The following is a 267-nucleotide window of genomic DNA, read 5'->3' as shown; positions in this document are numbered from 1 at the left end:
CTCGGCGGTGTTGTTGTGCATATCTTCTCAGAAGAAATGCGTGCCCACTATAACCTAGAAAAACTATGGCATGAGGCGGATTCTGTAGATTTATCTGAAACTTTATAGTCTTTTCCTTTATCTTCTATTACGGCGTTAACTCATTTTGTCTAACCCTAGTTATGCCTGCAATTCGTTGCCTAGTACTAAAAGCAAACGAAAAGACTATAGCGTTACAATTGAACTCAGTTGTAGTCAACTGGGTTTCTTTGCTTATTTTAGAAAAAA

1 protein-coding gene is annotated in these 267 nt (G+C 37.5%); it reads left to right on the top strand.

Annotation, left to right across the window (positions count from 1 at the left end; all coding sequences use genetic code 11):
- The first annotated feature begins 15 nt into the window (after positions 1-15).
- Positions 16-108 carry an RsfS/YbeB/iojap family protein gene (locus CF394_RS14095; protein ID WP_243370904.1) on the top strand — a complete coding sequence of 31 codons (93 nt, stop codon included), beginning with the start codon at positions 16-18 and terminating at the stop codon, positions 106-108.
- Positions 109-267: the final 159 nt, after the last annotated feature.

It is taken from the genome of Tetzosporium hominis, from assembly GCF_002265435.1.
Lineage (GTDB): Bacteria > Bacillota > Bacilli > Bacillales_A > Planococcaceae > Chryseomicrobium > Chryseomicrobium hominis.
The sequence above is the reverse complement of the archived record's forward strand: the minus strand, read 5'-3'. Positions and strand labels throughout refer to the sequence as shown.